At 65.1% G+C, this 26,698-nt stretch carries 24 protein-coding genes; 10 read left to right on the top strand and 14 right to left on the bottom strand.

All coding sequences use genetic code 11. The features are described 5' to 3' along the window. Positions 1 to 201: 201 nt before the first annotated feature. The 3 genes from K8I61_18960 to K8I61_18970 all read right to left on the bottom strand — a co-directional run bounded on the left by K8I61_18960 (position 202) and on the right by K8I61_18970 (position 4,118). Positions 202 to 2,250 carry a hypothetical protein gene (locus tag K8I61_18960; protein MBZ0274127.1) on the bottom strand — a complete coding sequence of 683 codons (2,049 nt, stop codon included), beginning with the start codon at positions 2,248 to 2,250 and terminating at the stop codon, positions 202 to 204. A 166-nt stretch (positions 2,251 to 2,416) separates the two neighbouring features. After that, positions 2,417 to 3,004 carry a class I SAM-dependent methyltransferase gene (locus K8I61_18965; GenBank protein ID MBZ0274128.1) on the bottom strand — a complete coding sequence of 196 codons (588 nt, stop codon included), beginning with the start codon at positions 3,002 to 3,004 and terminating at the stop codon, positions 2,417 to 2,419. 145 nt (positions 3,005 to 3,149) lie between these two features. Further along, positions 3,150 to 4,118 carry an ArsA family ATPase gene (locus tag K8I61_18970; protein MBZ0274129.1) on the bottom strand — a complete coding sequence of 323 codons (969 nt, stop codon included), beginning with the start codon at positions 4,116 to 4,118 and terminating at the stop codon, positions 3,150 to 3,152. A 102-nt stretch (positions 4,119 to 4,220) separates the two neighbouring features. Here K8I61_18970 and K8I61_18975 point away from each other — a divergent pair, with 102 nt between their 5' ends. Both K8I61_18975 and K8I61_18980 read left to right on the top strand, forming a co-directional pair. Beyond that, on the top strand, positions 4,221 to 4,559 hold the full coding sequence (locus K8I61_18975; protein ID MBZ0274130.1) for a hypothetical protein: 339 nt from the start codon (positions 4,221 to 4,223) through the stop codon (positions 4,557 to 4,559). Continuing rightward, a complete protein-coding gene (locus tag K8I61_18980) occupies positions 4,546 to 5,508 on the top strand; it encodes an SGNH/GDSL hydrolase family protein (GenBank protein ID MBZ0274131.1) in 963 nt (320 codons plus the stop codon). Before K8I61_18975 ends, K8I61_18980 begins: the two co-directional genes overlap by 14 nt. Before the next feature lie 21 nt (positions 5,509 to 5,529). On the opposite strand, the gene K8I61_18985 is transcribed toward K8I61_18980, so the two are convergent. The 7 genes from K8I61_18985 to K8I61_19015 all read right to left on the bottom strand — a co-directional run bounded on the left by K8I61_18985 (position 5,530) and on the right by K8I61_19015 (position 13,483). Continuing rightward, positions 5,530 to 6,474, bottom strand: a complete 945-nt coding sequence (locus K8I61_18985) for a phosphotransferase (GenBank protein ID MBZ0274132.1) — start codon at positions 6,472 to 6,474, stop codon at positions 5,530 to 5,532. 92 nt (positions 6,475 to 6,566) lie between these two features. Continuing rightward, a complete protein-coding gene (locus tag K8I61_18990) occupies positions 6,567 to 6,980 on the bottom strand; it encodes a CBS domain-containing protein (protein MBZ0274133.1) in 414 nt (137 codons plus the stop codon). Positions 6,981 to 7,123: 143 nt separating this feature from the next. Continuing rightward, positions 7,124 to 8,716, bottom strand: coding sequence for an FAD-dependent oxidoreductase (locus tag K8I61_18995; protein ID MBZ0274134.1), 1,593 nt, complete (start codon positions 8,714 to 8,716; stop codon positions 7,124 to 7,126). A 381-nt stretch (positions 8,717 to 9,097) separates the two neighbouring features. Beyond that, entirely contained in the window at positions 9,098 to 9,628 is a 531-nt protein-coding gene (locus K8I61_19000) for an inorganic diphosphatase (protein ID MBZ0274135.1), read from the bottom strand. Between the two features lie 9 nt (positions 9,629 to 9,637). Next, positions 9,638 to 11,677 carry a transketolase gene (tkt, locus tag K8I61_19005; protein ID MBZ0274136.1) on the bottom strand — a complete coding sequence of 680 codons (2,040 nt, stop codon included), beginning with the start codon at positions 11,675 to 11,677 and terminating at the stop codon, positions 9,638 to 9,640. Positions 11,678 to 11,850: 173 nt separating this feature from the next. Continuing rightward, a complete protein-coding gene (locus K8I61_19010; GenBank protein ID MBZ0274137.1) occupies positions 11,851 to 12,564 on the bottom strand; it encodes a hypothetical protein in 714 nt (237 codons plus the stop codon). A gap of 67 nt (positions 12,565 to 12,631) precedes the next feature. Further along, positions 12,632 to 13,483 carry a hypothetical protein gene (locus K8I61_19015; GenBank protein ID MBZ0274138.1) on the bottom strand — a complete coding sequence of 284 codons (852 nt, stop codon included), beginning with the start codon at positions 13,481 to 13,483 and terminating at the stop codon, positions 12,632 to 12,634. Positions 13,484 to 13,898: 415 nt separating this feature from the next. Between K8I61_19015 and K8I61_19020 the strand changes: the two genes are divergently transcribed. The 4 genes from K8I61_19020 to K8I61_19035 all read left to right on the top strand — a co-directional run bounded on the left by K8I61_19020 (position 13,899) and on the right by K8I61_19035 (position 17,827). Then, positions 13,899 to 14,318, top strand: coding sequence for a hypothetical protein (locus K8I61_19020; GenBank protein MBZ0274139.1), 420 nt, complete (start codon positions 13,899 to 13,901; stop codon positions 14,316 to 14,318). Positions 14,319 to 14,408: 90 nt separating this feature from the next. Next, on the top strand, positions 14,409 to 15,062 hold the full coding sequence (locus tag K8I61_19025) for a hypothetical protein (GenBank protein MBZ0274140.1): 654 nt from the start codon (positions 14,409 to 14,411) through the stop codon (positions 15,060 to 15,062). Positions 15,063 to 15,187: 125 nt separating this feature from the next. Beyond that, complete coding sequence (locus tag K8I61_19030; GenBank protein ID MBZ0274141.1) at positions 15,188 to 16,411, top strand: hypothetical protein; 1,224 nt, start codon at positions 15,188 to 15,190, stop codon at positions 16,409 to 16,411. Positions 16,412 to 16,639: 228 nt separating this feature from the next. Beyond that, a complete protein-coding gene (locus tag K8I61_19035; protein MBZ0274142.1) occupies positions 16,640 to 17,827 on the top strand; it encodes a hypothetical protein in 1,188 nt (395 codons plus the stop codon). A gap of 12 nt (positions 17,828 to 17,839) precedes the next feature. On the opposite strand, the gene K8I61_19040 is transcribed toward K8I61_19035, so the two are convergent. The 3 genes from K8I61_19040 to K8I61_19050 all read right to left on the bottom strand — a co-directional run bounded on the left by K8I61_19040 (position 17,840) and on the right by K8I61_19050 (position 20,298). After that, on the bottom strand, positions 17,840 to 18,724 hold the full coding sequence (locus K8I61_19040) for a nucleotidyl transferase AbiEii/AbiGii toxin family protein (protein ID MBZ0274143.1): 885 nt from the start codon (positions 18,722 to 18,724) through the stop codon (positions 17,840 to 17,842). Between the two features lie 26 nt (positions 18,725 to 18,750). Then, complete coding sequence (locus K8I61_19045; protein ID MBZ0274144.1) at positions 18,751 to 19,350, bottom strand: type IV toxin-antitoxin system AbiEi family antitoxin domain-containing protein; 600 nt, start codon at positions 19,348 to 19,350, stop codon at positions 18,751 to 18,753. A 93-nt stretch (positions 19,351 to 19,443) separates the two neighbouring features. Next, on the bottom strand, positions 19,444 to 20,298 hold the full coding sequence (locus K8I61_19050; GenBank protein MBZ0274145.1) for a lysophospholipid acyltransferase family protein: 855 nt from the start codon (positions 20,296 to 20,298) through the stop codon (positions 19,444 to 19,446). 96 nt (positions 20,299 to 20,394) lie between these two features. On the opposite strand from K8I61_19050, the gene K8I61_19055 reads away from it, so the two are divergent. Together K8I61_19055 and K8I61_19060 are read left to right on the top strand one after the other, a co-directional pair. Continuing rightward, on the top strand, positions 20,395 to 21,318 hold the full coding sequence (locus K8I61_19055) for an endo alpha-1,4 polygalactosaminidase (protein MBZ0274146.1): 924 nt from the start codon (positions 20,395 to 20,397) through the stop codon (positions 21,316 to 21,318). Between the two features lie 22 nt (positions 21,319 to 21,340). Next, the gene (locus K8I61_19060; GenBank protein ID MBZ0274147.1) at positions 21,341 to 22,324 is read left to right on the top strand and encodes a Gfo/Idh/MocA family oxidoreductase; all 984 of its coding nucleotides are present in this window, start codon (positions 21,341 to 21,343) and stop codon (positions 22,322 to 22,324) included. Between the two features lie 63 nt (positions 22,325 to 22,387). On the opposite strand, the gene K8I61_19065 is transcribed toward K8I61_19060, so the two are convergent. Next, a complete protein-coding gene (locus K8I61_19065) occupies positions 22,388 to 23,557 on the bottom strand; it encodes an LL-diaminopimelate aminotransferase (protein ID MBZ0274148.1) in 1,170 nt (389 codons plus the stop codon). A gap of 164 nt (positions 23,558 to 23,721) precedes the next feature. Here K8I61_19065 and K8I61_19070 point away from each other — a divergent pair, with 164 nt between their 5' ends. Continuing rightward, positions 23,722 to 25,470 (top strand): tetratricopeptide repeat protein, encoded by a 1,749-nt coding sequence (locus tag K8I61_19070; protein MBZ0274149.1) that lies wholly within the window; start codon positions 23,722 to 23,724, stop codon positions 25,468 to 25,470. Between the two features lie 203 nt (positions 25,471 to 25,673). Beyond that, a complete protein-coding gene (locus tag K8I61_19075) occupies positions 25,674 to 26,468 on the top strand; it encodes an alpha/beta hydrolase (protein ID MBZ0274150.1) in 795 nt (264 codons plus the stop codon). The last annotated feature ends 230 nt before the right edge of the window (positions 26,469 to 26,698 follow it).

The following is a 26,698-nucleotide window of genomic DNA, read 5'->3' on the forward strand; positions in this document are numbered from 1 at the left end:
GCGTCACGCGGTTTGTCACCGTGAGCGAAGCGAAGGGCCTCCGTTCGTGCCGGCACGGCGCGAGATCCTTCGCTTCGCTCAGGATGACAGCCGCTCAGGAGTTGCGGCATGGACGTCTGACGTCGTGCTGCCGAGTCTCGTTTTGTGTCCTTTGTGCCTTTGGTTTGAATAGCGATTCTGCGATGGCGTTCCAGCCCGCTTCTAACACCCGCAGCAATTGCCTCCGGTCACCTCGCCTTCGGGCCAGCCGGGTCCGTCGTCTTCTTCGTCCGCGGGGATGTCGGGATCGGCGTCTTCATTCGGATCGCCGACGGGCGGGTCGTCTTCCTCGTCGTCGTCGGGCTCGGGATCGTCGTCCGGCGGCTCGCAGCCGCTTGCCGCCTCGACGCACGTCTCGCCGTCGGGGCACGGGTCGCCGGTGTGCACGCAGTTGTCGATCTGCTCGTCGCAAACCTCGTCGCCGTTGCAGAAAAGCGCGTCGTCCGTGCAGGGCGCCGGGCCGCTCGCGCAGGAGTCGGTCTCCTCGTCGCACGCCTCGGAGCCATTGCAGAACTGGCCGTCATCCGCGCACGGCGGATCGGTGGAGACGCACGCATCCGCCGCCTCGTCGCAGGATTCGGCGCCGTTGCAGAACAGGCTGTCGTCCGCGCAGTCCGGCGGATTCACGTGGATGCAGGAGTCGATCTGCTCGTTGCACGCCTCGCTGCCGTTGCAGAACAGGCCGTCATCGCCGCACGGATCGTCGCCCGGCTCGCACTCGTTGATCGCGAGGTTGCACGTCTCCTCGCCGTTGCAGAAGATGCCGTCGTCGCAGTCCGCGTCGCTCGCGCAGTCACACAGATCCTCGCCGTCGCAATCCTGGTCGATGCCGTCGCAGCGGATCTCCGGCGCCCCGGGGTAGATTGTCTCGTCGAAGTCGTTGCAATCGTCGCCGTTGCACTGTGGGCCGTCATGCCCGTCCCCGTCGTTGTCGCACTCCACGAGGATGCCGTAGAGCGGGATGAACTCCGCGCCCGCCTGCGTGCCGAAGCTGTTGAACACCGTCAGCGGCTGCGTCGCCGTGACATGCCACGTGGATTTGTAGCACGTCACCCGCTGGTGGCCGCCGACGCCGAGCGTGCCGTTCCAGACCGGGATATCGTCGCCCGGCGCGGTCGTTCCGCGCGTGTCCGTCACCGTGATCTGGTTGTTGTCGACGTACGAAAACAGGTCGAACTGGCCGTTCACCGACGCGAAGAAGAACTCCGTGCCGATGCGCGTGCCGTCCTCGTCCGACATGACGTCCATGTAGTGGTAATCGGGAACCGTGCCGCTGTACGGATTGATGGCGACGGCCAAGGGCGCGTCGGACGTCACGTGGAAATACAGTTCGCTGTACGTCCGATACCACGTCTGCCCACGGCTGAGCGTTCCGTTGGCGACAAGGGAGCCATTGTTCGCGTTGCGCACCTCGAAATTGTTGGCGTCCGCGTAGCTCGTCAGGAGCAGATCGGCGGGGCCGCTCGTCTCCCCCATGTAGCCGATGAAATCGGTGCCGGTGAACAGCCCGGACTCCGAGGGCACGCTGTACCCGATGTCGGTGAAATTCAGAACGGCGATTTTCTTGGTCGCGGTCGTCTTGACGTATTTGTTGCGCACATCGCCCGCGGGCACCTTCCAGACGGTGCCGGCCTGCATCAGCTTGGAGGTGATGAGGTTGCCGTTGGCCATATTGTAAATCTGCACGAGCGTGTTGGGCTGATACGCCATCACGAACTGCGTCTCCGCGTTGTCGAGAAAATCGCCCATCTGGTAGGAGTAAAATTTGGTCCCCGTGCCGAGCGAGGAGTCCGTCAGCGCGTGGTAGCCGGTGATGTTGTCGTCGGCGGTGCCCACCAGCACGCTCACCAGATCGGACGCCTCCAGGCGGTAGGTGCCGACGGGCACGTTGTACCGCACGTAGCTGCCGTCGTTCAGGCTCGACGCCGCGATCGGATTGCCGAACATGTCGTAGAGCGTGAACGTCGTGCCGTTGTGGAACCCGAAGATGAAGATGCGGTCGAACGCGTAGAAGTAGCTCGTGTTCGGCTGCGGCGCCGCCTGGGCAATTTTCGGGAACTCGTAGTAGTTCATCGGCGGGATGTATTCCTCGACCGGCTGCAACAGCAGGCGCGAACCGTTTCGCGCCGGCGCCGCGCCGACAAGAACCAGCGCGGACACGGCAATCCCCAGCGTCGCGAGTAGAAGGACGAACCGTCCGGATGCGCGCATGAACAAACCCTCCCCAAAGGGCAAACTGTTCTTTTTTGCGCGCAAATTATCGCACAGGCCAATCCAATAGGGAATTGCGAATGGAATACGCGGGAGCGAATTTCGGGAGCCCCCGCGGGGCGTCCGTCAGACCCTTCGCGCCCGCCCAAGCTCCCCGGATACGCCCCTAAACCCGTACCAGCCGCGCCAGCCACGCGGCGGCGCCGTCCTCGTGGATGTTCGAAACGAACCGGGCGGATTCGATCGAGAGAATCTTGAATCCCTCGGCGAAGGTGTCGCGGATCTCTTCCTGCGTAACCCGCCTCGGACCGCCCTCGCGCTTTTCGTGCTCGGAAAAGCACATCAGGAAATAGCGCGAGCCGGGCGCCGTGACGCGGCGCAGCGAATCCACCCACGGCTCGCGGTCCTCGTCCGGAAACGTGTGGAAAAGCCCCACGTCGATGACGGTATCGAAGACGCCTTCGAGCCTTCCGGCGTCGTGGGCGGAAAGCCGCGCGAAACTCACGCGCGCGATGCCGCGCTCCGCCGCCTTGTCGTTCGCGAAGGCGATCGCCGGTTCGGAAAAGTCGATGCCGACGACCTCGTGCCCGCGCGCCGCGAGATACAGGGCGTTTTCACCTGTGCCGCACCCCGCGTCGAGCACGCGCCCGCGGATTTCGCCGGATTCCTCGAGCGCGAGAATGACCGGCTGCGGCCTTCCGATATCCCACGGCGCCTGGCCGAGGGATTGGTACATTTCGTCAAAGCGGCTCATTTTTTTCTCCCATGCCCGTGCCCGGCTGAATAGTCTGAAAGTCTGGAAGTCTGAAAGTCTGAAAGGTCATCGCAACGCACACCGCGATGTCCCGTTGCGATGGACTCAATCCTCAATCCTCGATCCTCAATCCCCGTTCCTCCCTCTACGCCCCGGCTTCCTCGATGGCCCGCGCGAGCACGGACAGCCCGTCGCGGTTCATCGCCTCCTGATAGAGATACGGCAGCTCGACGAACTCCGCATCGATGCGCTTTTTCGCGCGCGTCACGTAGCCTTCCGCGAGTTTGCGGCGCGCCTGTTCGCGCCGTCCGGCGGCCAAAAGCCTCTCGTGCCCGCCGGGAAGCGCGGCGTCGAGCGCCGCAAGCGCCTTCCCGTCCTTGGCGAGCGCGTCGATGCGCTGTTGCTGCGCGGGTGTCAGCACCTTTTGCGGCATCATGTTTATGAACACGAACCCGAACGGCATCAGCAGTTGGTCGCGCGCGGCGTCGAACATCTCGCACGCCTCGTTCATCGGCATCTCCTCGGGCAGCGTCACGACGTTCAAAAGCGTGCGGTGCGGATCGAGCAGGAGTTTTTGAACCTCCTGCGTATGATGCCGGATCGGCCCGTATTTGAATGTGTCGATGATGGCCCTCGGCACGCGGAAGAATCCGACGCCGTGCCCGGTTGCCGGCGCGTCCACGACGATGAGATCGTATTCCGGCTTGCCGGTCCGCTTGTCCGCCGCCTGCTCGATCGTCCAGATCTTCCCGAGGGTGATCAGCTCACGCCAGCCCGGCGCGGCCTGCAAAAGCGCCCGGATGACGTCGGTCTCCAGGAACTTTTTCGCGGCCCACTCGAATTTCATCTGTTGTGCGAGGTAGTCCTGAAACGCGAGGTAAGGATCGAGCCTCAGCACGTCCAGGTCGTCCTCGACCGTGGCGATATTGTAAACGGGAATCCACTTGTGAAAGAGCTGGCCGAGGTTTTCGGTCACCCCGACCTCCACGAGCAGCACGCGCATGCCGCGGTCGCGCGCGGCCACGGCCAGCGAGGCGGCGATCGTCGTCTTGCCGACGCCGCCTTTCCCCGTGATGAAAAGCAGCCGGCGCGAAAATAGGGTTTTGTGCGGCATACGCGTCGCGCCAAACCTTAAAGGAGAAAAGAGGAAAGAGGAAAGAGGAAAGAGGCCGTCGCGCCGGGCCGCCGGACAGGGCAGGGGCAAGGCCGCAATCCCATGGACACGATGGACGGATTGGACATGATGAACGGCATGGACAATTCGCCAAGCGCCACGCCCCCGGCCGTGGGCAAGTCGCGCCCGCGCCGCGCGTACGCGCGCCCGCCCGTGGCGGCGGCGTATTTCGTTGCGTCGGCGGTATCGTGGGTGCTCGTCGGCGGTAGATGGAACATCGCCATTCCGATCGCGATCGCATCCGCGGCGCTCGGGTGGCTTGTCATGATCGAGCCGACCTTCCGCGCGCCCGCGCGCGTCGCCGGTGGCGCGGCGTTCGTGCTCGGGGGTGCGATTCTGTTTGTCGCTTACCTCACCGCGCGTCTCCATGGCTACATCTGACGCACCGCTCCGCGCCCGCGCGATTCAGCGGCACGCGCTCGCGTTCGCGGGCTTTCTGGCGGCGATGTTCGTGCTCTGGGAGACGATCGCGCGCTTCATTCCGTACGTGGGGATGCTTCAGTACGACCCGGTGCTGCTATGGACAAATCAGCGGACCATCGGTTCGGGCATCAACGAGCAGGGGCTCCGCGGCCCGGCCGTCGATCCGGAGGCGCGGCCGGATCTTCGTATCCTCGCGTTGGGTTGTTCGTCGACCTACGGCCTGATCGTGCCGGAGGCGGCGGCGTACCCGCGCCGTCTCGAGACGCGCCTTCGCGAGCGCCTGCCCGGCCGGTCGATCGAGGTACTGAACGCGGGCGTCAACGGCTATTCGTCGTACCAGGGCGTCACGCTGCTTCGCGACCTGGGGCCGCTTTATCGGCCGCAGATCGTGACGTTCATGTTCGGACATACCGACAAATGGAAATCGCGCCGTTACGCCGGCGGGGACAAATCACGCGTCATGCCCGAGCTGACCCGGCTTGAGCGGATGATGCGCGACGCGCCAAGCGCGCTGCTGCGCCTGAACGTCTATCCGCTCGCCGCGCCGCGTCGCAAGAAAAACAGGCCGCCGCCGGCGGGCGAATCGGCGATGCGCGTTCCTCCGGGCGAGTTTCTCGACAACGCGGAGGAGATCGCGCGGCTCGCTTCGGCGTGGGGCGGGCGCGTCATCTTCCTGACCTACCCCGCGAAAAGTCTCGACACCGAGGAATATGACGCGGCGCTGCGCGAATACGCGCCCCCACGCCGTGAGGTTCTCGTCGATGCGGCGGCGATCCTGCGCGCCGCGGGCGACGACGCGTTCCTGCTTGATGAGTACCACCCGAGCCGCGCGGGCCACGATCTTATCGCGGCGGCGCTGGCGGACGCGGTGCTGGAGTTGCGGCCGGACCTTGTTCCCGTGCGATAGGATCGGGTGACGGAAGCGTTATCAAGAAGGCAAACGCCACCGCGTTTGGCGGTTCGCGAGATAGATACGCAGGCTTTTGCAATCGGCGAGCGATCGCATCCGGCCCGCGTTCGCGCGGATGTACGCCGCGGCGTCGAAGAGGTTCACGAACTGGAACGCGGCGGGAAGGATGGCCGTTTCGTCGCCGGAGAGCGGACGCCGCGAAACATATCCGTCAATCATGGCGCGCGCGACGCGCGGCGGCAGCACGTGCGCCTTGTTCTCCCCGGCGAAGTAGTGCAGCGAACGCGCGAGGTCGATGATATACGGCGCGCGGTGCAGCGAGACGAAGTCGAGGACGGCGGCAAGACGATCGCCGCGAAAGATGACGTTCAGCCGGTGCAGATCGTGATGGATCGGCCCGCCGGGCAGCCGCGGAAGCGCGCGGCGGAGGATCGCGCCGTCGGTTTCGAGAAAATTTTTCGCGATGCGCCGGAAGCGGTCGCGCCCGGGATAGGCGCGCCGGGCGCGCGCGGCGTTCGCGATGGTTCCGAGCCTTTCCAGGCCCGGCAGCTTTTCGGGATACGCCGCGCCGACGATGTGAAGCCGCGCGAGCGCCACGCCGATCTCCGACGCGACGTTCATCGTCATCCTCGGCGGCACGTCGCCCGGCACGAAACGCAGCAGCGCGATCGGGCGGCCGTGATGCGTCGTGTGGCGGCGACCGTCGATCGTGTGGATCGGTTCGGGCGTGGGGAAATTGCGCTCGGCGAGATAGGACAGAAAAGGTAGCTCGCGCGCCGCGCGGCCGCGGGGCGCATCGTCGTACCGGCGCAGCACGAAGAGGCCCGCATTGGTGTCGACGACGAAGTTCGTGTTCTCGAGCCCGCCCGTCAGGAGGCGCGGGCGATCGCGCAGGCGCAACCCGTAACGCTTCAGGATCAACCCCACGGTCGATTCGTCGATGAATCGTTTGGCCCGCGGCATCGCGACACCCCGCGCTGAGACGGTAACGACCCCGGCGCGTGCCGGGGCCGTCGGTTTTCGAAGCGGGCGCGGCGCCCGCGCTCGCGCGCCCGTTACGGTTCCGTCACTTCGCGGACGAGTTCGCTTGCGGCGGCGTCTTCGACGTTCTGCGCGATGTCGCCCATCGAGACGACGCCGATGGGCTTGCCCTGCGTATTCACGACGAGCAGCCGGCGCACCTTGTTCTGTTCCATGATCCGCGTCGCCTTTTCGAGTTCGTCGTCCTCCAGGCAGGAGACGACGCCCGCGCTCATGATGTCGGCGATCTGCTCGGTCATGGGATCGTATCCCTCGGCCACGCTGCGAAGCGCGATGTCGCGGTCGGTCACGATGCCAATGCAGTTTTCGCCGTCGATCACCGGGATCGCGCCGACGTCGAACTCCCGCATCTTCTCGGCGGTCGTTCTCACGGTGTCGTTCGGCTGAACGTATTGAATCTGGCGTGACATGACTTCTCTTATCTTCATGACGAAATCCCCCTTGACGATTTGTCGTTTGGCCGGCGCGTGGCGGAGGTCGAATACCGACGTTTCCGCCACGCGCCGCGCGTTTTCCCGTATCCCCCATCGCGCCAACGCCGCGGGCAACGCAAGCCGCGTCGCCGCGGCGTCTATTTCCGTTTTTCCTCCTGGGTCTTCGTGCGCGGCTCGGCCGGCGTGCGCCGGTATTCGGGCAGCGGCGCGAGGTGAAGATCCTGCGTCGCCGGACCGTGGATCACGCGGCCGGTCGCGGTGTACCGCGAGCCGTGGCACGGGCAATCCCAGCTTCGCTCCGCGCCGTTCCACGCGACGTGGCAGCCAAGGTGCGTGCAGGTCGGATCCATCGCGTGCAGCTTGCCCGTGTCGTCGCGATAGACTGCGATCCGTTCGCCATCCAGGGCGATCACGCGCCCGTATCCGCGCGGCAGATCCTCGATCTCGGAATCCCCCGCGCCGACGGGCCGCCGGTTCAGCCGGTCGGTAACGAGTCGCGCGGGGTAGTCCTTGTTCTCGGCCAGGAAGCGGGCCGCCGACGCGAGCGGCTTGACGCGCCGCGCGTCGTACAACCCGGCGTACCGGTTCTCGATCTCCAGGATCGCGTCCGAGAGGATCATCGACGCGATCGCCGCGCCGGTGAGGCCCGTGCCCGCGTAGCCGGTGGCGATGAAGACGCGATCGCTCATCACGTTGCGGCCGATGTACGGCAGGCCGTCGACCGGATTCAGGATCTGGCCCGACCAGCGATACGGCGCCCACTCCACATCGAATCGCGCGCGGGCGTATTCCTCGAGCCGGATGTAACACGCCTCGGTGTTCTCGACCGCGCCGGTCTTGTGGTCCTCGCCGCCGACGATCACGACGGGCTCGCCGTCGATCGTCTGCGTGCGGATGTAGTGGTACGGCGTCTCGGTGTCCCAAAACAGCGCGTCCATCGGCGCGGCCGGCGTCTTCAGGTGCACGCCGATCGCGTAGGTCCGATACGCGGCGAGCTTCGTCAGAAGCGCGTAGCGGTTGGTCGCCGGGGAATTGGTCGCGATGACGACGTTTTCCGCGAGCACCGTTCCGCGGTCGGTGATGACGCGGCAGGGCTCGCCCTCGCGCACGTCGATGACGCGCGTGTGCTCGTGAATGGCGCATCCGTTGCCCGGAATGCGCGCCGCCAGGCCGTTCAGGAAACGGAGCGGGTGAAACCGCGCCTGATCCGCGAAACGCAGCGCTCCGCGCGTGACGAACGGCAACGGCGGGGACTCGATCCACTCGGCGTCGATATCCAGGTCGCGCAACGCCGTCAGCTCGCGCCGAAGCTCCAGCTCCTGGCTTTGCCGCTCGACGTAGAGATATCCGGGGATGCGGGCGAAATCGCAATCGATGCCCATCTCGCGCGTCATGTTCTCGATCATGCCCATGGCGTCGCGCGCGGATTCGTTGGCGAGCGCGGCGTCGGATTTTGAGAACTTGGAGACAAGCTCGAAGTAGCGCCGGTCGAAGACCTCGGTGAGATGCCCGCTCGTGTGGCCGGTTTCGCCGTGGCCGACACGCTCGCGTTCGACCAGGATGACGGATTTGCCGGCGTCCTTCAGGAGCCACGCGGTGAGGATTCCCGTAAGCCCGCCGCCCACAATCGCGACGTCGGCGTAAACGTCCCCCGCCAGCGGCTCGAACGGTTCGGCCTCGGCCGTCGACAGCCATATCGACCCGTGGCTTGTGTTATTGGCATGCGCCATTTTTTTTCTCCTTCCGCGAATCGCTATTTTTCAAAAAAACGGATAACCGTTCGCGGCGGCAACGTACGCGGCGGAAGGTGCGTATTCGCGGTCTATAAGTCGCGCCATCCGATCGGGCGTTGTGCCCCTTGTGCGCGGGTGCAATCAACCGCGCGGGAATGCGGAACCGCCGCGTTCCATATCAATAAGGTATCAGCGTGCTAAAACGCCTGATGGCAACGTTGGCGTTCTCCGTGAGGCGCGTAACGAACGCGCCTTTGCGGCGGTCCGCGGCCGGAAAAATCTACCCGGAAGCGGTTTCGCAAAAAGGGGCGCGACGTAACGTTATTTCACGATCGCTTATGCGATGCGCCATCGCGGGACAGGCGCGGGACGGGTTCGCTACGCGCTGAACGCGCGGCGATAATTTTCGATGGCGTGCCGGATCGTGTCCTTCGCCTTCGCGGGGCCGAAAAAATCACGCACCAATACCTCCTTGTTTTCGAGTTTCTTGTAATCCTCGAAAAAGCGGCGGACTTCCTGCATCACGTGCGGCGGCAGCTCGCTGATATTGTTGTACGACGCGTAAGCGGGATCGTGCAGATGAATCGCGATGATTTTTTCGTCCTGTTTGCCCTGATCGACCATTTCCATCATGCCGATCGGCCGCGCGTACAGAAGCGACAACGGCACGACCGGCTCCTGCATCAGCACGAGCACGTCAAGCGGATCGTCGTCGTCGCCGAGCGTTCGCGGCAGGAAGCCGTAGTTTGCCGGATACACGACCGACGAATACAGCACGCGGTCGACCTTGATGAGGCCCGACTCCTTGTCGAGCTCGTATTTGACCTTGCTGCCCTTGGGAATCTCGATGACCGCGCGGAAGGCGTCGATGTCGCCAAGCTCCACGTCATGCCACGGATGACTCGCCACGAACGCGCCTCACGCGCCCGACGGCGGCGTGCCGGCGGACGAGTCAAGCGACGCGAGCCACGCGCGAACGCGCCCGGCGACCTGTTCGGGCGTGAAACCGAACTTCTCGCGCAGGACATCGTCGGGCGCCGAGGCGCCGAAACGGTCAAGGCCGATGGAAAGGCCGCGCCGCCCGGTGACAATGGCCCATCCCGGCGTTGCGCCGGCCTCGATCGAGCACACCGGTCGGTCGAACGGCACGATTCGCTCGCGTTCTTCTTCCGTGCGCGAAAGGAATCGCTCGCGGCACAACATCGACACGACGCGCGTCGCGATGCCGTGCTCCTCGCGCAAAAGCCGCGCGGCCTCCTGCGCGATCCAGACTTCGGAGCCCGTGGCGACGATCGTCGCCTCCTCGTCGAGATGCGTTTCAACCACCTGCGCGCCGTTCAGCAGATCGTGGATCGTGTACGGCGCGTCGCGCTTGACCGGCGGGATCTTGTGCCGCGTCAGCGACAGGATGCTCGGCCCGGAGTGTTGCAGCGCGGCGTACCACGCGGCGCCCGTCTCGACGCCGTCCGCCGGACGCAGCACCAGAATGCCGGGGATCAGGCGAAGCGAATCCAGGTGCTCGATCGGCTGGTGCGTCGGCCCGTCCTCGCCAAGCTGGAACGAGTCGTGCGTGCACACGTGAACGACCGGCAGGTGCATGATCGACGCGAGCCGCAGCGTGGGGCGCAGATAGTCCGTGAAAATGAGGAACGTCGAGCCGTAGGGGCGCCATCCGCCGAACGCGGCCATGCCGTTGACGATCGCGCCCATGCCGTGCTCGCGCACGCCGAAATGGATATTGCGGCCGGCGAAATTTCCGGGCGCGACGGCGCCGCCATTCTTGATGTCCGTCTTGTTCGAGACGGCCAGGTCCGCGGATCCGCCCGCAAGCCCTGGCACGAGTGCGGCGACCTTTTGCAAAACCGCATGGCCAAGCGAGCGCGTTGCGTCCTTCTTGTCCGGTGCGACGGCGATGAGCGCGTCAAACAGATCGGTTGGCAGGCGGCGGTTCCAGAAATCGTCGAGTGCCCGGGCGCGATCCGGGTTGGCGTCGTTCCACGCCGTGAAACGGCGGTTCCACGCCGCGCGCGCCTCGCGCCTTTCGTGTACGACGCCGCCGCAGAAATCGCGCACGTCATCCGGCAGCTCAAACGGCGGCAGGTCCCAGCCGAGCGCCTTTCGCGTCGCGGCGATCTCCTCATCGCCAAGCGGCGCGCCGTGCGAGTCGGAGGTGTCGTGCGCGTGCGGCGCGCCGTGGGCGATGTGCGTCCGGCAGATGACGATCGCGGGCTTGCGCGCCTCCTTCGCGGTCGTGATGGCGTTGTCGATCGCGTTCAGATCGTGCCCGTCGATCGACTGCACGTGCCATCCGAGCGACGCGAATCGCCCGGCGACATCGTCGGAATAGGTGATCTCGGTGGGGCCGTCGATCGAGATGTGATTGTCGTCGTAGTAGACGATCAGGTTGTCGAGCTTCAGGTGCCCGGCGAGGCTCGCCGCTTCCTGCGTGACGCCTTCCATCAGGCAGCCGTCGGAGGCGATGACGTGAATCCATTGATCGAACGGCGAAAATCCTTCGCCGTCCGGAAAGTGCTGCGCGGCCATCTTCGCGGCGAGCGCCATGCCGACGCCGTTGGCGAAGCCCTGACCGAGCGGGCCGGTGGTGATCTCAACGCCCGGCGTGTGCGCGCGCTCGGGGTGGCCGGGCGTTTTGCTCTCGTACTGGCGGAAATTCTTGATGTCGTCGATCGACAGATCGCAGCCGAAAAGGTGCAAAAGCGAATACTGAAACATGCACGCGTGGCCGTTCGAGAGCATGAAGCGGTCGCGCCCCAGCCAGTTCTCGTCGTCGGGGTCAAAACGCAGGTGCCTGGCCCACAGCACGGCGCCGATTTCCGCAAGGCCCATCGGCGCGCCCGGGTGGCCGGAGTTCGCCTTCTGAACGGCGTCCATGGAGAGGAAACGGATGGCGTTGGCGACGCGCGAAAGGCGTTCGAGATCAAGCGGATCGAGCGGCATGGCAGTCTCCGGCAAGGAAAAGGAAACGCCGCGGGCGCGCGCGGATCGACGCGCTTTTCCAAAACGCCGGCGGTAGGGATTCGCGCCGCGCCTGAAAGCGCGCCGCGCAAGCCGTTAGTATACCCGCTTCGGGCGCATTTCAACGAGGTGCGGGCCGGTCGAAAGTCCAGGGCCTATTTCCAGGCATCGAGAAGCCGCCGCGCAAGCGCTTCACAAGAAAGGGCGATGGCGCCCTCGACTTCGAGTCCGGCGCTCGCGCGTACGGCCATCCGCGCGCCGATGCCGTTGCGATCGGCGAAGAGCCGGCCGAGATACCCGCGCGCCTGCCGGGTAACCTCCCCGGCCAGGGGATGCGCGGCAAGCCTGGAAAGCGCGTCGGCAAGATTCGCCGTATCAGCGAACCGGAGCAGGCGCAGTACATCCAGGCCGTCCTTGTCCTCCAGGCGGTTCGGTGTGACCGCGCGTTCCGCGATCTTGTGGAGCTTCGCCACGACCAGCGCGGCGACACCGGCAACACGCACGTCGAATGCCCGCGCGTCAGCCGGGTGAAGGGCGCTTACTCGGACGAACGCGTGATCGACCACCGCGGCTTCGAGGCCGGCGGCTTTCCGCGCGAAGTCGGCGCCATGAACGCCAAGCCGGGCGCCCCGCCGTCCCCGACCGCCGAATGACGCCGGCACGAGAAAGTCGATCTGCACCCCCGACCTGCTCCAGGTGCCGGGGCGAATCGTGAGTTTGAAGCCAGCGCCCTTGAGCATGTTCGACAGCATGGGTTCGTCGTCGAGTTCTCGTGGATCGATCGCGAGGTCGCCATCGGTGGTGTACGGGGCCACCGCGAGATCCCCCTCGCCCGTGTGCAGATAGATCGCCTGCGCGCCGACCAACACGACGGATTTCCGATGCGTGTCGAGGGCTTCGAGGGCATCGAGCAGCACGCGCCTTGCAGCGATGTATTCAGGATCGGGGGCGTTGGCGCCAGGCATACTCGGTTCGCCTCATCTTCTGAATGAGCGCTTCGGCTTCTTGCGGGCCGCGGCCAGGGCTCGTCATCAGATCGGCGACGATCTGACTTGACGCCGCCGCCGTGATGGCCGGCATTTCGGGCGCGGGTGCGAACGGCACGTTTTGCGTCCGCTCGAACACGACGTTGTCGTACGGCTCGATAAGCCAAACGTTGGCGCCGGTTTCCGTGGCCACGAGTTCAAGTACGTCCGCCGCGAATTGGGCGTCATCGACATAGATCATGGCAAGCCGCGCCGGCGCGAGACCCGTTCCGGCAAGGCTGCCGGTAACGGCGTACCGTCCGAGCCTCGATATTTTGGCGCCCAGGGCGGCGAGCCCGCGAGGTTCCAGATAGGAACGCGGCACGTTGGACTTGGTGACGCTGTAGTCGCGAGCCCAGCGTGCGATGAGAGCCGGCCAGTCGACGGCCGTAACCACCTTTTTGTCGTCACGCGTGATAAGCGCCTCCTCCTCGAGAAAGCTGATCACCCGCGACACCGTGCCGAGGGGGGTGGACGAAGTCTCCGCGAGAGAGCGCACGCCATAAGGCGGCATGAAGTCGCAAAGGGCGCGAACGACGCGCCCGGCAACGGCCCCTTTTAGGCTTTTGAGCGCGCGGGGCTCTCGATTCGGATCCCGATCGGCGCCGCGACCCTCGATAAAAACGGCCGGACGAGCGACGGCGATCCGGACGTTGCCCGTCGCGTCGATATAGCTGGCGCCGGAGTCGGCGAGGAGCTCGCGGGTTCTCACGCTGAAAAATGGTGCGACGATCAGAAGCGGCGCGTCTTGGGCCTGGCTCACGAGGTACGGAACGTCCTTCGGGCCGATTTGCCTGCGCGAAACGACTTTGAGCGTGGCGCGACGCCCGTCAGCGCCCCGCAGGACGAACACCGCGTCCTGGTCGCCCGATCCTGCCCGAAGTTCCGAGGACCAGCCCGGCGGAAGCCTCTCGCGGACCTTTTCGGCGGCCGCCCGAACGCCAAGTGTTCCATACTTATATGTGTTCCGCATTATGTGGAACATGCCATATTGCGGAACGTTCGGCAAGGGCGTTCGGCTCCGGTTTGCGACGACGGCCTGACCGACCGCGTTGTCAGGCGCGGCGAGCGTATCTATACTTCGCGGCTCCCGCGCGGCGCCGGGCGTTTCCGGCCGTTCGCGCCAAAAGACGCACGCAGGACCAGTCGTTATGTTTTCGCTATCACCGACTCGAATTTTGGCCGCGCCGCGCCGGCGCGCTGCCGCCGCGTTTGCATTCGCGGTGCTTTTCGCCGCGCTCCTGACCGTCGTCGCGTGCGTCGAGAGCGAAACCGAAGACGTCGACGAGGGCGGCATCGACGGCGAGGTGGATTCCAACTATTGCGGCGTCTCGTTCGAAGAAGACATGCTGCCGTTTTTCGACAGCTACTGCCTGCGTTGCCATTCCGAACAGGTTGAGGGCGACGCGCGGCGCGGCGCCCCCGCGGATCTGAACTTCGACACGCAAGAGCTCGTGCTGGCGAACGCCGAGGACGTGCGCGGCGCGCTGCTTGATAACAGCGGCCAACCGCCGAGTCCACCGTATCCCACGGCGTACGATCGCGACCGCGTGCTGGCCTGGATCGACTGTGCCGAGCGCGTGCGTAGCGAGGAATAGACTCTGCGTGCGACGGCGCCGCTCGACATTCGGCACTCGAAAATCGACACTCCCAAAAATAGGTGACTGTCCCCTGTTTGGGGGCGGGCGATGAACGCCGGCGCGGTCGGGCGCGATCTTCGCCGCGCGCTCGTCGCCGCCAACGTCGCCGGCGCGGTCGCGCTCGCGTCGCTCATCCCGCTTTTCGTCTGGCCTGACGCCAAGGCCGGCGCGGCCGGGACGATCACCGCGATCTTCGGCGCGATCATGAAAGGCGGGCTTGCCGCGACCGCGCTTGCGTACGCCGGCATCCGCGCGTTCGACCTCTTTCGCGCGCGGCGTTGGCGATCGTTCGGCTGGCCCGGATTTTTGCCCGGCGCGATCGCGATGTTGTTCGCGGCGCTTCTGATCGTACGCGTCACGGTTCAGGTCGGCACGCGCGAAAGTCCGCACGCCGACGATCGCGCGAAAGAACTCGGCACGATCGCCGAGAAGGCGCTGAAGGCCTATCACAAGCAAAACGGGCACTACACGGACAACATCGCGGAGCTTGCCGCGATCGACGAGCGGCTTGATGATCGAGGCGGCATCGAGTTTCATTTTGACGTCGCGGACGAAAATGCCTATCGCTTCACGACGCACGCCAAAGGGAGCGCGCGGCTGTTCCGCTTCGTGAGCGAGGGCGTGCCGTTTCTGGGCGGCGTGAAATTCGAGGAGGCCGATCCCCTGGCGCCGCCCGCGCCGCCCCTGCCCGATCCCTACTGACCGGAGGCCCGACGATCGAACCCCGCACCGCCAATATCGCGTTTTCCCTTCTCGCGGTCGCGCTCATCTCGGTTGCCGCCGTCTGGATTCTTTCAAGCGGGCGCAATCCCCTTGTCGCGTCGCCCGTGCCGGTCGAGGAGGAGCTTGAATCGCTGCCGTTTTCCGAGCGAATCGACCGCGTTCGCAAATCGCTCGAATGGGTCGATCGGCCCGACGATCACAAGATCGATCGTGCGACGCTTGAACATTCCCTTGAGCTCGCGACGCAATTCCTGATCGCGAATCAACGGACCGAGGGCAATTTCAATTACGAATACGACTTCGTGCAAAAGTCGATGAACGACGACGACAATCAGGTGCGTCAGGCGGGAGCGCTCTGGGGCGTGGCGTCGATCCATCGTTACAAGCCGTCGCCGAAAACCGCCGGCGCCGTGAAAAAGGGCGTGGAGTTTTTCGAGCGCCACACGAAATCGCGCAAGGACGCGATGGACATTGCGTATCCCGGCGAGATCATGTGCAAGACCGGCACCGTCGCGCTGACGGCGCTTGCGCTCATCGAGGCGTTGCGCGTCAGGGAATCATTTCCCGGCGAGGACATCGAAAAATTCGAACGGTTGCTCGACGGCTATCTGGCGCATCTGTTACGCATGCAGCGCGGCGACGGCCGGTTTGCGCAAGCGAGCCTCGTGCTGAACGGCAAGCCGTCGATCGGCACGAGCCCGTATTTCGATGGCGAGTCGCTGCTCGCGCTCGCCAAGGCCGCGCGCTATCTGGGGCGCGTGGAGCTTGTGCCGGCGATCGAAAAGGCCGCGTCCGCCATGGCCCGGTTTTACACGTTCGACGCGTGGGAAAAGGACGCGGACTCGGAAAAAACCAAGGGCTTCTACCAGTGGGGTTCGATGGCGTTTCGCGAATACGGCGAGGCGGGCTGGGCCAACGCGAAGGATTACAAGAACACCGCCGTCGTGCTCGCGTGGTGGATGATCCACACGCACCGCACGCTTTCGCGCCGCGCCAACACGGGCTACGCCTACGAGGGCATCGCGAGCGCGTACGCGATCGCGCGGCGGATGCACCTCGCGGACGCGATCGACGAGATCGCCTACACGATCGACCGCGGCCTGTACAAACTGACGGCGTGGCAGGTCGAGGGGCCGCTCGTGAGGAAGAACCGCTTTCTCATGAAACATCGCACGGACGATGCGCTCGCGATCGGCGGCGTCATGAATGCGAAAAATCTCGCGCCGCTGCGCATCGACGTGACGCAGCACCAATCGCACGCGCTCATCCTCGCGCTGGAAGAAGTGTACTCCGAGCACGAGGCGCCCATCGCCGAGCCCGCCGAGTGACGTGCGTTGTCATCCTGAGCGAAGCGAAGGATCTCGCTGTTTAACCCAATGAGACCCTTCGCTTCGCTCAGGGTGACAACAGCGCTCAGGGCGACAACAGCGCTCAGGGTGACAACAGCGCTCAGGGCGATAACACCGCTCACGGCAGCAAGGGCGGGATGGTACGTTTCCGCGAATCTTTCTCCTTGCGCGTCGCGCCGACGCGCCCTTTCGCGTAAAATGCCCTTCATGACGCTGACGCGACACCGTTTCCCTTTTGCGTTTCTGGCGGCGCTTGCGGCGCTCGCGCTTTCCGCCGCGGGCTGCGGCTGCGGCGACGATGACGACGACGACTCGTCCGATGGCGGAGACGACGACGCGGCCGGTGACGACGACGACGGGCCCGCCGGATACGACGAGCCGATCCCCGACGATCTTCCGGCCGAGGTGCCGCAATTCGGCGATGACGAAACGCGAAAGATCGTCGTCATCGGCACCGCGGACGACGGCCTCGATGTCCCGCGCGATCTCGATTTCGATCCGGAGCGCCCGGGCCGGCTGTGGACGGTGAACCGCGCGACCGACGGCACGGTCATCTATTTCGACGCGGGCTCGGACGAGCAGACGTCCGACGAGATCATCGACCGCTACGCCAACCACTTCATGGAGGAAGTCAGTTCCATCGCGTTCGGCGCGCCGGGGACGTTCGCGACCTGCCAGGAATCGCGCAATACCTACAACGGCCAGGCCGAGCCCAACGATTTCATGGGGCCGGCGCTGTGGCCGAGCGATCTCGACGTCTACGCGGCGGTGCATCAGTTCGACAACCTGCTCGGCAGTCACCTCGACATGCTTCACGAAAGCCCGCTTTGCATGGGCATCGAGCACGACACCGCCAACGTGTATTGGGTGTTCGACGGCATGCACGGCAACATCGTGCGCTACGATTTCAAGGAAGATCACGGGCCCGGATACGACGACCACTCCGACGGCATCGTGCGCCGTTACACGGAAATCGGGCTGACGCGCGAACCGGACGTGCCCGGGCATCTGGCGATGGATGATGAAACGCGGTGGATGTACGTGGCCGACACCGGCGCCGCGCGCGTCGTGCGCTTCGATACCGAGTCCGGTGCGTTCGCGGGCGATCTGTCCGGCGCGAAGGAGCCGCTCGCGGAGTATTCCGAATATCGCGGCGCGAACCACGAGACGTTCGTCGATGGGGGATTCGAGACGCCCTGCGGTGTCGCGGTGCACGAGGGCATCATCTTCGTGAGCGATTACGAAACGGGCGACATCGCGGGATTTGACGTCACCGGCGCCGAGATCGACCGCGTCAATGTCGGCGCGGGCGTCATGGGCATCGAGATCGGCCCCGACGGGCGGCTGTGGTTCGTCAACGCGGACGAGAACACGGTGAGCGTGATCGAGCCGTAGGGGGCACGCGGATCAGCTTCGGCGCCGCCACGGGCCGCCGGGCTCCCGCGCGAGATCCGCGTGCGTCCCGGACGCGATCGCCTCGGTGAGCGGCCACAAAAAATCGCGAATCGCTTTCATCGTGTCGGGAAATTCCCGCGCGGCAAGGTTCGCGCGACGAAGGAACGCCGACCACTGTGCGGCCTTCAACGAATCGTGCAGAAACCCGTCGGTGAACGCGATCGGCAACGCCCGTGGAAGGTCGTCGTGGCGACCTCCGAACGTCGCGACGATCGCCGCGCCGAGAACGCCTCCGTCAAATGATGTCGTGCGCGAGAAGTGCTCGATATCGAAAAAATCCTTCATTCTCGTATTCGACTGACCGAGTTCGACCGTCGCGCTGTACTTTTCCGCGATCACCGTTTCGGGCCGGTAGGCGAGGATGGTCGGTGCGGGGTGGTCCAACATCGTGGGAAGCGTCTCGGATCGCGGCGGAGGTACCAACCGATCGCCGAATCCCACGTCGACTTGCACCGGAATCACCGCGACGCCGAGACGTCCGGTCAGCGTGACGCGTAGTCCGTCATGCACACCGTCCTCGCGAATGCGCGCGACACGCACGGTGTTCGCGTCGAATTCGACACCGTCGGCTTCGACGGGTGCTTTGCAGATACCTTGAAACAGTTCGACGAAACGCCGCCGGTCCGATGCACCGAGCGACAGGAGATCGAGGTCGCGCGTCGGTCGTTGCGGGGCGTTGTCCCAAAGCGTGTAGAGCACGGCGCCCTTGAGGACAAAATCGTCGGCGAATTCGGACTGCGTGACGCGATACAGAAATCGCTCGATGCCGAAGTTGGTCAACCGAAGCGTGAAATCTTCCTTAAGCGCGTGTGCTTGCTTGAGGAGGCGGTCACGCACAGACGCAGGGATGTTTCGTTTCGCGCTCATATCGTCATCTGAATAAACGGCATGATGATTTTTTCGACGCGGCAAACCCTGGCGGCGGCCAGCAGGTCGTCGATCGTGCCGCGGCGGTCACGGCGAAAATCCCAAAGCGCCTCGGTAGCCACGTCGAGCCCGACCTTGTTGCGGTACTTGAAGCAGTCGGCCACCGTTTTCGCCGGCGTGGTCACATGGACATCGACGCCCTCGATCCGGTGCGTTTCGACCCCGTGCGTCAGCGCCGCGCCGGAGAAGCGGACGAAATTCAGCGGCAGATCGCGGATGTGCGGTTTTCGCGCGGTTCGGTCGATGGCGACCCAGACCTGCCACGGGTTCTGCGTCCCAAGTTCATGAAAGCGCAGCGCCGTCAGCAGGCAGATCACGCCGTCCGGGACAAGTTTGGCCAGCCGCGCGAGGTAATGGTGGTGCGTGACCTCGTGCTCCTCGGACATGTACAGGCCGCGGGCCACGCGACGCAGATATCCGCGCTCCACAAGTCGCGTTAGCGTCATGCGTGGGATGCCGTACCCGTCCAGATCGCGAGCGCGAACGAACTGCCTGTCGGCGATGAGTCTTTCGAGTTTTTCCGTATTGGCGACCATGTGTTCCGTTTTGTCTGCATATTTAAAAATATGCATACGTATCGTAACACACCGATTCCTTCGACGAAAGACGGCGTCCAGCAGGTTGTCGTTTCACTCCTGATGATCGTACTCCCCGCGCGCGAGGCTGTGGCGCTGGGGGTCCCAAGCGTCGCCCAGGTAGTCATCGGGCACCGGCACGTCGAACGGCGTGGCGTACCGCCCCGGGCGCATCAGGTAGGCGTCGGTCTGGTAAGACAGGACGTTCATCTTGTCTTCGAGCCGTTTGCGGCAGCGCTCGATCGCGGCTTCGTCCGCGCCGTCCGGAACGATGACGTGATCCGGGTCCATCGCGCACACGAAACGCGCGAACGGCTTGGGTATCACCGTGCCGTCCCACGTTTTCGGCCGCCAGCATGGCCACACCGCCGCGGCCGACGGAACGATCGGAACGCCCGAGCGCGCCGCGAGGATCACCGTCCCCATCTTGCATCGCTGCGCCGGGCCTTTGGGCGCGTCGCACGCGAGCGCGCAGTCGTACCCTTCGCGCGAAAGATCGACGATCTCCGCGAGCGCCTCGCGCCCGAAGCGCGTGCTTGATCCGCGCGGCGCGCAATATCCCAGCCGCCGGATAAGGCCGGCCGCCCACTCGCCGTCCTTGCTGCGGCTCGCGATGCACGCGGGATTGTACAGGCCGTTTCGCCGCCGCCGTCCGACGTACATGAGCTGCAGCAGATCGCGATGCCACGCGGCGTAAACCGCGCGGTGGTATTTCTGCTTCATGCGGATTTCGGCTTCCGTGCCGTGGTGCTCGTAGCGGCACGTCGCGTAGATCGCGCGCATGATGAGCGAAAGAATCCACGTGCCGATCCACGCCATCGCGCGATACCAGAACGGCACCGGAAAATTCTCCGACGGCATCCGCTTGCGCGGCAGGTTTTTGCGTTTGTAGGTGAGTTTTTCCGCCATGAATTTCCGCGCCGCCATACTTCCCGCGCGCCTGGCGCGCGTCAAGAAATACGGACGGGTGACGCGCGTGCGCCGCCGGGCGTAGAATCACGGGCCATGTCCATCCGATTTCTCGCCGTTTTCGCGCTCGGCGCGTTCGCGTTCGCGTTGATTCCCCTTACCGGCTGCGGTTGCGGGGACGACGATGACGAAGATGACGACGATGACGGCGGCGGCGCATTTCCCTACCGCGAGGACGGCCGCTATCCCTTCGGATACCTGCTTTCCGGCGACGGGCCGGCGATGGCGCGGCTCTCCAATTTCAACGTCGCGGTCTTCGACGTGTACGAGGACGGAGACGAAGACCTGATGGACGCGCTCGCGGATGCGGGCACGCTCGTATTGTCGTACGTGAATCTCGGCTCGCTGGAATCCTGGCGTTCGTTCGCCGGCGAGTTCGAGGATCTGTGCCTCGCCGCGTACGAAAACTGGGAAGACGAATGCTGGGTGGACGTGACCGACGCCGGCTGGCAACAGAACTTCATCGACGAGGTCTGCTGGACGGCCTGGGACGCCGGCGCGGACGGGTTTTACATCGATAACGTCGATATCTTCGCGCTTTACCCGGACAAGGACGTTCGCGACGCGCTCGTCGATGTGCTCGCGACGTTGCGCGATGAATTTCCCGATGCCTACATCGCCGTGCAAAACGGCGGCGATCTGCTTTTGGACGACGAGGTGGGCGGCGACGCCCGCGATCTCATCGACGCGACGAGCCGCGAAGACGTGAGCTACATCCCCGACTTCGACGCGCCGGATGGCGGCGATGACACCTATCGCGCGGTCGACGGAGATGAGCGCGACGCGACGCTCGACGAACTCGATGGGCTCGCGGACGATCTGGATGTCTACACCGTCGACTACACCAACGACGTCGCGCAGATGCTTGACGCGGTCGAGTTTTCGCGCGGGCACGGGTTCACGCCGTTTGTCGGCGACACGAATCTCTCACGGCTCGACTTTTACCCGCCGCTTGATTGACCCATCGCGGGAACAGGCGCGCGTGACCGAACGCAGGATCCGATTCGGCATTCTTTCGACCGCGAACATCGCCCGCACGATCGTTCCCGCGATCGCCGCGAGCCGGAACGCGGCCGCCGTCGCGGTTGCAAGCCGCGATATCAAAAAAGCGCGCGCGTTCGCGGCGCGGTTCGGCATCGAGTACGCCTGCGGATCGTACGAAGAATTGCTCGCACGCGAGGACATCGACGCGATTTACATCGCCGTGCCGAACAGCTTGCACGCGCGCTGGACAATCGCCGCGCTGGCGGCGGGCAAACACGTGCTTTGCGAAAAACCGATCGCGACAAACGCCGGCGACGCGCGGCGCATGGCGGATGCCGCGCGCGCGGCCGGCCGGCATCTTGCCGAGGGATTCATGTATCGCCACCACCCGATGTACGACGCGCTGTTCGCGCGTCTCCAGGCAGGGGCGATCGGCGATGTACGTTCCATCGACGCGCGCTTCACGTTCATGGACGACGGCTCGGACACCGTCCGCGCCGAGGAGCTGGGAGGCGGCGCGCTCGCGGACGTGGGCTGCTACGCCGTGCACCTCGCGCGATGGGTCGCCGGCGGCGAACCGGCGCACGCCGCCGCAATCTTTACCGGCGCGGACGCGGACGAAACGTTCGCGGGCGTGCTCGCGTTCCCGAATGGCGTGATCGCGCACATCCACGCGAGCATCGCAAGCGCCGAGACGCACGGGGCGCTCATCACCGGCACGAGGGGCGCGATCGAGATCGAAAGCCCGTGGCATCCGGGCGAGGACGCGTCGCGATTTGTCGTCAAACGCTGGGGCGAGGCGGACGAGATCGTCGCCGCGCCGGGCGCGAATGCGTACGTGCGTCAAATCGAGGATTTCGCCGACGCCGCGCTCGGCAACGCACCGCCGCGCTGGGACGCGCGCGATGCGGTGGCGAACATGCGCGCGATGGACCTGCTGCGCGCAAACGCAACGAAATTGGAACCGCGGCCGGGAATGTAGGAGCGCCTTCCAGGGCGCGATCAACTCATGCCGAATCGGCGATCGGCCGGCCCAGGCGCTCCGTTACAGCACCCCCGCCACGCGGTCCATCGCCTCCATCAGGCGCGGCTCGGGTACCGTGAGCGCGATGCGGAAATACCCCTCGCCCGACGGGCCGAACGCGGTGCCCGGTGTGAGCACGACGCCCGTCTCGGACAGCACCCGCGAGACGAACTCGGCGCTGTTTTTTCCGCCGGGCGTTTTGCACCAGACGTAAAACGTCGCGGGCGACGAGAGAAACTCGATGCCCATCTCGCCAAGACGCGTCTCGGTGGCGCGGCGCCGGTCGCCGAACGTCTTGTGATTGTCTTTTACCGCCGCGTCTTCGTATCGTTCGAGTGCGGTGATGCCCGCGAGCTGGATCGCGTCGAACGCACCGGAGTCGATGTTCGTTTTCACCTTTCCAAGCGGACCGACAAAACGCGCGTCGCCGACCGCGAACCCGATGCGCCAGCCGGTCATGTTGAAGGTTTTCGAGAGGCTGTGCATCTCGATCGCCACCTCGCGCGCGCCGTCGATTTCGAATATCGAAAGCGGCGCGAAGCCGCCGAATGCCAGCTCGGAATACGCGTTGTCGTACACCAGCACGATGCCGTGCTCCCGGCAGAACGCGACGGCCTCTTCGAGCGTCTCGCGCGTCGCGACCGCGCCGGTGGGGTTGTTGGGGTAATTCAAAAACAGCATCTTCGCGCGATCCGCGGCGTCGGCGGGAATCGATGAAAGATCGGGCGCGAAATCGCGATCCGCCGAAAGCGCGAAGCGATGCGGCAATCCGCCCGCGAACGACGTGGCGACCTCGTAAACCGGATAGCCCGGATCGGGGCAAAGCGTCACGTCGCCCGGGTTCACGAACGCGAGCGGCACGTGCGCGATGCCTTCCTTGCTGCCGATCAGCGCGAGCACCTCGGTGTCGGGATCAAACGCCTGCCCGAATCGCGCGCGCATGAACGCCGCCGCCGCCGCGCGGAAATCGCGCCGGCCGTTGTAGTCCGGGTAGCGGTGCGTCGCCGGGTCCGTCGCCGCTTCGCGCAGGCGATCGACGATGAAACGCGGCGTCGGCAGGTCGGGGTCGCCGATCCCCAGGCTGATGATATCCTTTCCCTCCCCGCGCGCCTTTTCGCGCGCCTTGTCGATCGCGGCGAAGGGGTACGGCGGCAGGTTGCGGATGCGGTCGGCGGGCAGGATCGGGGGCATGGTTTCTCCAAAAACAGCGGGATGGACGAAATGGACCGATTGGACATTATGGACGGGATGGACAAACCAGACGCCCCGTCCGGCGTGCGGCAAAGCGCATTTTTTATCGTCGCGCTCCGCCCGTGTCCACAGGGGCGCCGTCCATATTGTCGATCATGCCCATAATGTCCATTCCCCGCGCCGCCCCGCGCGAGGGCGCGCTGGCCCTTTTCCTCGTGCTTCTTTCGCTTGTCGCCTACGCGCGCGCGCTGCCCGCGCCGTATATGTGGGACGACGTGTCGCTCATTGCCGACAATCCGGCGCTCGAAGATCCCGCGAACATCCTTCGCTATTTCGTGGAGGACCTCGGCCACTTCAATCAATCGCCGCGCGACATGGGCTTCTATCGCCCGATGCAGGCGCTCACGTTTCACCTGGAGGCGATGACTTTCGGCAAGCGCGCACCGGTGCATCGCGCGATCAACGCGCTCTGGCACGGTGTCGCCGCCGCGTCGATCTTCTTTCTGGCGCGCGCGTTCGCGCTACCGCTTGGCGTCGCGTTTTTCACCGGACTGCTCTTCGTACTGCATCCGCTCGCGACGGAGCAGGTGGCCCTTGTCGCCAATCGCGGCGGCGTCATGGCCGGCGCGCTCTATCTCGCCGTGCTCGCGCTGCTCGCGCGCGCGGCGACGAACGGCGAACTTGTCATCCTGAGCCGTCCCTTTGTCATCCTGAGCGAAGCGAAGGATCTCGCCACACGCCGGACAACGCGCGCGTTTGCCCTCGCGCTTGCGCTCTACGCGATCGCCCTGCTGACGAAGGACGAAGCGCTCACACTCGCCGCGCCGGCGGCGGCGCTGGCGTTCTTTCTACCGGCGGCGCGAATCGGTGCGCGGAAGGAGATCCTTTGCTTCGCTCAGGATGACGGATGCGGAGAGCGGCTTCGGCTGGCTGCACGTCTGGCTGGCCCCGTCGCGGCGCTTGCGCTCGCGTACGTCGTTTGGCGGTGGTTCGTGCTCGACATCTCGCACGGGGGCCGCATCGAGGTGACATTTCCGCTCGCGACGCGCGTCGCGGCCATTCCCGCGATCGCGCTCAAGGCGTTCGCGCTCGCGTTCGTACCGACGAATCTGCGAGCGATCCGCACCGCGGACATCGCCTCGCTCGCCTCGCCGGGCGTCGCCATCGGAGCGACGCTCGTATGGATCGCGATCTTCTTTGCCGCGTGGCGCGCCCGCCGCGCCGCGCCGATCGTGCCGTTCGCGGCGCTGCTTTTCGCCGCGACGATGGCGCCGTCATCGGGACTCGTGCCGCTTCTTCGCCCGATTGCCGAGCACTACTACTACCTTCCCACGGCGGCGATGTGCCTGGCGATGGGCGGCGTGATTGGAGTCCTGATCGAGCGCCCCGGATGGCGAATCCGCCGTGGAATCGCGGTCGGCGCGGCGTCGGCGGTTGTCGTCATTTTTGGCGTCATGACGTGGCAGCGCCTTGGCGCGTGGACAAGCGAAGAGGCGCTATGGCGCGACAACTTCTCAAAGGAACCCCGCAACACGCACGTCATGAACAACCTCGGTACGCTCGCGGCGATCCGCGGCGACTCGCAGGAGGCCTTCCAGATGTTTCGCGCCGCGGCGTTCACCGGCGAGCCGAACCCGAAGGCGCTCGCCAATCTCGCGCGGGCCGCGATCGATCTTGGCCAATATCCCGACGCCGCGCGGGCGCTCGATTTGTTGCTCGCGAATCGGCCGAAAGATCGAAAGGCATGGTTTTCGCTTGGACGCCTGTCGGTACGCGCCGCGACGGACAGCGCGCGCGACAGAATCGAAAGTATCCGCGCCCGCGCGGGCGAAAACGCGGATGCGGCATCGGTTTTCGATACCGGCGTTGCGTACGAGCGTTCGCAAATCGCGAAGGAATCTTCAGCGCCATGATGCGCGTTCGTGTTAACCTTCGCGGCGGCGGACTCGTCGAATCGCGTAGGTTTATTTTCGGCGGTACACAGGGAGCACAGGGAAGCCACAGGGGACACGGAGTAATGACATTGGGGCACGTGAAATTCAATTCTTCGCGCTCTTTGCGCCTTCTTTGCGCCTTCGCGGTTTTCTTCGTCATCGCGCCGTCCGGCTGCGGGCTCATGGGTGCGCCGCCGGCGTCGTCTTCGTCCGACGTTCGCGTCGTCAATGACATCACGTATTACAAGGGCAACCCCATCGACGCGGTTGCGCACATGCTCGATCTCTACCTGCCGCGCGAGGGCAAGGACTGGCCCGTCGTCGTCCTGATTCACGGCGGCGCGTGGTTTGCCGGCAACAAGCGCTACGTCGCGCCGCTGGCGATGGAGTTGGCGCGAAACGGCATCGCGGTCGCCAGCGCGAACTACCGCCTGACGCCGCGCGTGCGCCACCCGGGCCACGTGAAGGATGTCGCGCGCGCGATCGCGTGGGTGCGGCGAAACATCGACCGCTACGACGGCAACCCGGACGCGCTGTTTCTCGCCGGGCATTCGGCCGGCGGGCATCTGGTGTCGCTCGTCGCGCTCGATCGCGGCTATCTAGGTGAGCACGGCATCGACCCGGACACGGACATCGCGGGCGTGATGCCGATCTCCGGCGTGTACGAGATTGACACCGACGTGCTCGAGCCCGCGTTCGGCAATGATCGCGACGATTGGCGCGACGCGTCGCCCATCGAGCACGTGCATCCCAGCGCGCCGCCGTTTTTCGTCTTCTTCGCCGAGCACGAGATGCAAGGCGACATCCCGCTCGTCGCGCAGGCGGGGGATTTCTTTGACGCGCTCATCGACGAGGGCGTGCCGGCGTATATCCGCGAGATTCGCGGCGCGAACCACGACACCATCGTGACGCAGACAAACGGCCCGGCGGGCACGACCGCGAAGGAGATGGTGAAGTTCGTCGAGCAATATGAGTAAGGCCGAGGCTGAAAGACTGAAAGGCTGAAAGGTCATGCGCATCGCACCGCGAAGACGCGAAGAACGCAAAGGACGCCGGGCGCTTGTCACCCTGAACTACTATAGCGAAAATTCTTGTTGGGAGTCGCAGAAGCTACGGTCGGCGTCGGCTATGCGGCGTGTAGCAGCTGTTTGAGGCTGGCGTTGCGCGTGGCTTGCAGGGCGGTGATGAGCAGTCGTCCGCGGTCGGT

Source organism: bacterium (assembly GCA_019912885.1).
Classification (GTDB): Bacteria; Lernaellota; Lernaellaia; order JACKCT01; family JACKCT01; genus JAIOHV01.

Bases quoted from the DNA above. Each gene is read 5' to 3' on its own strand.
- K8I61_18960 (MBZ0274127.1), bottom strand. From the start codon at position 2,250: ATGCGCGCATCCGGACGGTTCGTCCTTCTACTCGCGACGCTGGGGATT.
- K8I61_18965 (MBZ0274128.1), bottom strand. From the start codon at position 3,004: ATGAGCCGCTTTGACGAAATGTACCAATCCCTCGGCCAGGCGCCGTGG.
- K8I61_18970 (MBZ0274129.1), bottom strand. From the start codon at position 4,118: ATGCCGCACAAAACCCTATTTTCGCGCCGGCTGCTTTTCATCACGGGG.
- K8I61_18975 (MBZ0274130.1), top strand. From the start codon at position 4,221: ATGGACACGATGGACGGATTGGACATGATGAACGGCATGGACAATTCG.
- K8I61_18980 (MBZ0274131.1), top strand. From the start codon at position 4,546: ATGGCTACATCTGACGCACCGCTCCGCGCCCGCGCGATTCAGCGGCAC.
- K8I61_18985 (MBZ0274132.1), bottom strand. From the start codon at position 6,474: ATGCCGCGGGCCAAACGATTCATCGACGAATCGACCGTGGGGTTGATC.
- K8I61_18990 (MBZ0274133.1), bottom strand. From the start codon at position 6,980: ATGAAGATAAGAGAAGTCATGTCACGCCAGATTCAATACGTTCAGCCG.
- K8I61_18995 (MBZ0274134.1), bottom strand. From the start codon at position 8,716: ATGGCGCATGCCAATAACACAAGCCACGGGTCGATATGGCTGTCGACG.
- tkt (MBZ0274136.1), bottom strand. From the start codon at position 11,677: ATGCCGCTCGATCCGCTTGATCTCGAACGCCTTTCGCGCGTCGCCAAC.
- K8I61_19025 (MBZ0274140.1), top strand. From the start codon at position 14,409: ATGAACGCCGGCGCGGTCGGGCGCGATCTTCGCCGCGCGCTCGTCGCC.
- K8I61_19035 (MBZ0274142.1), top strand. From the start codon at position 16,640: ATGACGCTGACGCGACACCGTTTCCCTTTTGCGTTTCTGGCGGCGCTT.
- K8I61_19045 (MBZ0274144.1), bottom strand. From the start codon at position 19,350: ATGGTCGCCAATACGGAAAAACTCGAAAGACTCATCGCCGACAGGCAG.
- K8I61_19050 (MBZ0274145.1), bottom strand. From the start codon at position 20,298: ATGGCGGAAAAACTCACCTACAAACGCAAAAACCTGCCGCGCAAGCGG.
- K8I61_19055 (MBZ0274146.1), top strand. From the start codon at position 20,395: ATGTCCATCCGATTTCTCGCCGTTTTCGCGCTCGGCGCGTTCGCGTTC.
- K8I61_19065 (MBZ0274148.1), bottom strand. From the start codon at position 23,557: ATGCCCCCGATCCTGCCCGCCGACCGCATCCGCAACCTGCCGCCGTAC.
- K8I61_19070 (MBZ0274149.1), top strand. From the start codon at position 23,722: ATGTCCATTCCCCGCGCCGCCCCGCGCGAGGGCGCGCTGGCCCTTTTC.
- K8I61_19075 (MBZ0274150.1), top strand. From the start codon at position 25,674: ATGGGTGCGCCGCCGGCGTCGTCTTCGTCCGACGTTCGCGTCGTCAAT.